Here is a 5,099-nt window from a genome sequence, read left to right as displayed (position 1 = left end):
ATGCCACCGTTTCTTCCCGGACTTCTCCAGCAAATGTCTTTCCTTTCTCCGGCACATGCAAGCCCTGTTCCCAGCTCTGCTCGTTGCACCGTTCCTTTAAGTCTTTAAGGTCGTGCTTACTCCATTGGAGCTTATGACCGTTCTCATAATTTACGGAATTGACAATAAAGTGCGTGTGTATATGCCCCTTGTCTATATGCGTGGCTATCAGAACTTCATGCCCTTTCCATGCCTTTGTATGCTCTGCCAGCTCGACAGCGTTCTTGTGAGCCTGCTCCGGGGTTATTTCCTCGTCCTCATGGTAGGATTGCACATAATGCTTATAGGTTCTTCCGTCCGTCTTGCCCCACAGCTCCTTTGTGGCTTGCATTTCCTCCTTGACCGTCTCCGGCTCACAATGCAGACCGCTGACAAGCTTCTCCTCTGTCTTTTCTTTTTTCGTCACATAATCTATTGCGTGCCCTATGCCCGCCTTTGAAGATACCGCCTTAATGACTGCCATACTTTGTTCAGCTCCTCTCCATGCTTCCGCACTTCCGCTTCACTCGGCAACATTCCCCCCTCATTACACCTCTTTGCTATTTGGTTGAGGTTGTTCCCTATCCGTTTCAGTTCCGGGATAAGTTCTTTGATACCGTCCGTATTCACGATCTGCTTCTCCAGCACACAGGAAAGGATATACTCCTGCTGGTTCTTTCCACTCTCTGAAATCTTCTCCTGCAACTGCTGGTATTCTTCTTCACTTACTCGGAATGATAACTGCTTTGGTCTTGTCTTGTTCATGCCCTTACCACTCCATATCCATGACATCAAGTAAGTCAAAGAAACGCTCCAGCGTCTTATTTTCCTTTTCTGCCGGGTTCTGTTTTACATATTTATCAATTACTTTCATCAGCTCCTGCACCTCGTATCTGTACTCAAACTGAATTTTATCCATATCTTTTTTCATGCCTTTGACCTCTCTTTCTTCGGTGCTACCACCGTCATATTATGAGCCTTCCGGCTCGTTTAAAAGGGGGATTGAAGGGGGGCTTGCCACCCTCACAAGTTCTAAAGTGGTAACACTTTAGGGAACTTGCAATATATCCGCTACACATATTATAGCATGATAGACACCCTATATCAAGCGGATATATTCGTGCGTATATTCTGCCAAGAATATAGTGGAGCTTACTTCCTCTTGGGCGACTTTGGAAGTGTAGGTGGAAGAAAGTCAAGGGCTTGTTTTTTATCTGCAGTATGAGCTTCGGCTTGCCGATCAGCGAGTACAGCAGATAAAAAATGGTCGCAGACCACCCTTTACTTTCTTCCGCCGGAACGGACAATGAAGCACAGGGGGAAGTAACGGAACGGACGGACAGCCGTTTTCCCCTCCGGCATTATAGCCAACAAAAAAGAGTATCAAGGGTAAACGCTGCGGTCTATGACCGCCCTTGACACTCTTTTCCTTATGGCTTTGATAATAAACAAGGGGAAATGGCTTCTTGTGGCATTTCTGCCACTATGGTATAATGAGCGACGCTACCACCCCTATACAGGTACAGAAAGGGGGTGTGCCACCATGAGTATATTTTCGTCTTTCTTACTCTCTGTCTTGGCAAGTGTAGTCGCCTACTACATCTGCAAATGGCTGGACGGAGATAAATAGGCGGTAGCCAGCCTAAGGAATAAGCCACCTTGCCACAACGGAATAGAAAAGCCCCGGAGTTGCGACCTCCGGGGCTTTTTGCGTGCCACAATGAGCACTTTCGTCTTTCTTGCCTACTGGCATTATAGCATATGCCTTTCGGCATTTCAAGTATGCCCTACTTCCACCACTTGTAAACGGTGGGCTTGCTCAATCCTGTCTCTCGAATGCAGTCCGCTTTCTTTCCTGCTGGGTGGCTCTCCTGCCATTCTCTGACTGTCTGCTCCGCTGTTCCACTCCCTTTTGGTCTACCCTCTTTTACTTCTTCTCCTAACTGCTTTTTTAAAGCTTTCATAGTATTCATAACCTTTACATGGTCTTTTTGCTTTCTGTAATTCCGCTTATTTGCTGGTATCGTAACCTTTGTGTTGTCCTCTATCCATTCCCGGCTTGCTATCGTTGACAGCCTTTTTCTGTCCCCTTTCAATGCCCGAAGAGCGTCTTTCACATCTGCCCGGCTGAAATGGTTGTCCTCGTCCTCGGTAAGGCTCTCTAAATGGTCCAGGAACGCATAGGCGTCTCTCCGTATCTTCTGCTCGGATATGCCACACTTCAAGCCATAAGAGCACAACGCCATAATAGAAAAGTAACGCCCTCCGGCTTTCACTTCCTCGGTTATTTTCCGTTTCCACCACTCATATAAAGCTTCGTTACATACCCACGTACCGCCCTGCTTCTTACTTTTCTGCTTCGGCTCTCCCTGCACGATCCGCTTCTCATACCATTCCGGGTACAGCTCCTTTGCTTCTTCCAGCGTAACGGTACTTTTTCTTCTCGGCTTCTCGTACAACGGAGCAAGGTCTACCTTACAGCTCGGTATGCTGGCTTTTATGTCCTCCAGCGTGTAACGGTTCTCTGACAGCTTATAGGCTTTTACTGGGAAATCTGCACCCAGCTTCGACTGACTCCCCACACACCGGAAACCTTGATAAATTCCGGTTATATCCGGGCTGTCCGGACGGATAGAGCTGGTATCATTCCATAGCCGCCGGATAAAGGCTTCTTTCAGCTCCGCAAGCACTTCTTCCCGGTTTCGATACAACTGAACCGGCTCCTGCAAGAAATAGTAAAGATGTACCCCCTTGCCGGAGCTGACAAGATAAGTCGGACGAAGCTGCACACCATTCCCAAACTGCTTCAACAGGTTCTTTAACTGCTGTTTGCCTACATAATCCACGTCCACCACCACCGCAAACAGCTCATGAGCGTTCTCTTTCGTGTGTGACTTTCCGTAAAAACTAATAGGCGGTATCAGCCCAAACCTATCTCCTATGACCTTATCCAGCATTTTCAGACTATCATCAATTACCCACTGCCGGGTTCTTCCTTTGCCAGACGGTCTAATCTGTGTCGCTATAATATTACCTTTTCCGTCCTCCGGCTCTTGCTGGAGACTGCCAGCCGGAAACAACTCCCGATAGAAATCATGAGGACTTACTTCCGGGTATCCCCTCTCCAACATAAGGGCTTCTTTCTCCCGATAAGCAGACTTCCACTCATACCCTCTTTTATCTCTCCTTTTGGTGTATTTTGCCATAGTCTTTTGCACCTCACTCCCTCTCGCCTTGACCGCTAATCTTATCAATGAGTTTTTTTTACCTTTTTCCGTCAAGTATAAGGGAGTGCCTTTTGAGTGTCAATATCTACACCTCACTCCCTCTCGCCTTGACCGCTAATCTTATCAATGAGTTTTTTTTACCTTTTTCTCTCAAGTATAAGGGAGTGCCTTTTTGATGTCAATATCTACACCTCACTCCCTCTCGCCTTGACCGCTAATCTTATCAATACATTTTTGCACCTTTTTCTTCGTACCGACAAACTGCAATTTATCTTAGAAATTACAGCGATGTTATTTTGATAAACTTTCAAGAATTGAAATATCATGCTTATCTTTATCTCTTAATTCATAACCTGAATGGAAAACTTTTTGGCCTTTTAAAGATATACAAGGAATTGTTTTGCCTTCAAAAAAAACACTACCAAAGTAATCTTTTTCAAACTCATACCATCCACCCTCTAAATCAGCTTGTTTTGAAGTTCCGTCCTCATTTAAAACGAACGGGTGAATGTCTAAGTAACCAAGTTCATCACTATATAACTCTATTCTAACCGGTTTCCAGTCTGTATCAATTTTATAGCCCAGATTCAAAAGCACATTTAACAATTTTTCCGTATGTTGAGCATCAAAATTTATATCTATATCTCTATGAATTCTTGTTTGTTTACCAGCTAAAATATCTACACCCCATCCGCCATCCAACCAGTATGTAATTCCAGTATTTTCGAATAATTCTATTACTTTCATTAAATCTTCTTTTGTTGTTATTTCTTTTCTACCCATACAAAGTCTCCTTTACAACTTCTATATAATTGTTTAGTTAAGTCAATATCAATATCTAATTGCCAAGGCTCAAAATCAAAAATCATGGTCATCACACTCCTTTTTAAAATTCTAATTTATCGATTTCTTTTTACTTACTAATCATACCATACAACAGCATAAGAAACACTAAAATATTGCAGACCATACCGCCCCAAAACAGGTACAACTTCAAGCCCTCATATCTAAAAAAACTGTTCTTACTTTCCTCAAGCTCCCGGATCTTCTGCTTCATCACGCTCGTAAGTGTATCAGACTGCTTCTCAAGAAGCTTTGTAGCCCTCTGTATAGCCTCTATATTCGCCTGTAACGCCTTTCTAACCTCTTGGACGGTGTTTTCCTTAACCTCATCTTTCAGGCTCCCAATCTCGCCCGATATAGCGTCTTGAAGCAATTCGTTGCTGTTCTTCAGCAGCTCTACGCTCTGCTTCAGCTCGCTGATGAGCTTCCTGTTCTGCTCTGCGTCTCTCTGCCTGTTCTGCTCTGCCCTCACTTGTTCTTGATTTGACTGCTTCATCAATTCCTCGCAGTTCTCGCTCGACATCGCCAACGCTTCTTTGAGCAGACTGTTTTCCAGCTCTGTCCGGCTCTGTCGGTTTAACTCTTGAAGCTGCTCTCTTGGACTGCTCTGCTTCTGCTGTTCGTGCATTTCTCTCAAACTCATGCTCCATACTCTCCTTTCCAAAATCCATATTGTAGTATTTTTCCAGCTTGTTATCCCTGATTTTACAAGCCTTTTCTCCTGCCTGTTCCCTGGCTAAGTCGGTATATGTGATGTACTTGTGGCTGTCCTGCCAGTCCACCCCGTACCCTCTTTCATTCATCAGCCGGATAAAGGTTTCCCGGCTGGTCGCTGTTTCCTTACAATCCAGCACCGCAAGGGCAATATCCTGCACATAGCTTTTGACCTTTCCCTGCTCTGCCTGTTTCAAAAGCTGGTAGGTGTCTTTGCTCCATGCCACCGTTTCTTCCCGGACTTCTCCAGCAAATGTCTTTCCTTTCTCCGGCACATGCAAGCCCTGTTCCCAGCTC

6 protein-coding genes are annotated in these 5,099 nt (G+C 45.0%); all 6 read right to left on the bottom strand.

Features of this window, described 5'->3' with window-relative positions; all coding sequences use genetic code 11:
* A partial coding sequence (locus tag LKD42_RS14670) for a relaxase/mobilization nuclease domain-containing protein (RefSeq protein ID WP_248836126.1) occupies positions 1 to 502 on the bottom strand: 502 nt, incomplete at its 3' end.
* The gene (locus tag LKD42_RS14665; protein ID WP_009256578.1) at positions 463 to 783 is read right to left on the bottom strand and encodes a MobC family plasmid mobilization relaxosome protein; all 321 of its coding nucleotides are present in this window, start codon (positions 781 to 783) and stop codon (positions 463 to 465) included. The genes LKD42_RS14665 and LKD42_RS14670, both read right to left, overlap by 40 nt.
* Before the next feature lie 4 nt (positions 784 to 787).
* Positions 788 to 949, bottom strand: coding sequence for a hypothetical protein (locus LKD42_RS14660; RefSeq protein WP_007885225.1), 162 nt, complete (start codon positions 947 to 949; stop codon positions 788 to 790).
* Between the two features lie 856 nt (positions 950 to 1,805).
* On the bottom strand, positions 1,806 to 3,224 hold the full coding sequence (locus LKD42_RS14655) for a repa (RefSeq protein WP_055166539.1): 1,419 nt from the start codon (positions 3,222 to 3,224) through the stop codon (positions 1,806 to 1,808).
* Positions 3,225 to 3,536: 312 nt separating this feature from the next.
* Complete coding sequence (locus tag LKD42_RS14650) at positions 3,537 to 4,028, bottom strand: nucleotidyltransferase domain-containing protein (protein WP_009263190.1); 492 nt, start codon at positions 4,026 to 4,028, stop codon at positions 3,537 to 3,539.
* Between the two features lie 386 nt (positions 4,029 to 4,414).
* The coding region (locus LKD42_RS14645; protein ID WP_248836125.1) for a relaxase/mobilization nuclease domain-containing protein at positions 4,415 to 5,099 on the bottom strand (685 nt) is incomplete at its 5' end.

The organism is Hominisplanchenecus faecis, from assembly GCF_020687205.1.
Taxonomy (GTDB): domain Bacteria; phylum Bacillota; class Clostridia; order Lachnospirales; family Lachnospiraceae; genus Hominisplanchenecus; species Hominisplanchenecus faecis.
The sequence above is the reverse complement of the archived record's forward strand: the minus strand, read 5'-3'. Positions and strand labels throughout refer to the sequence as shown.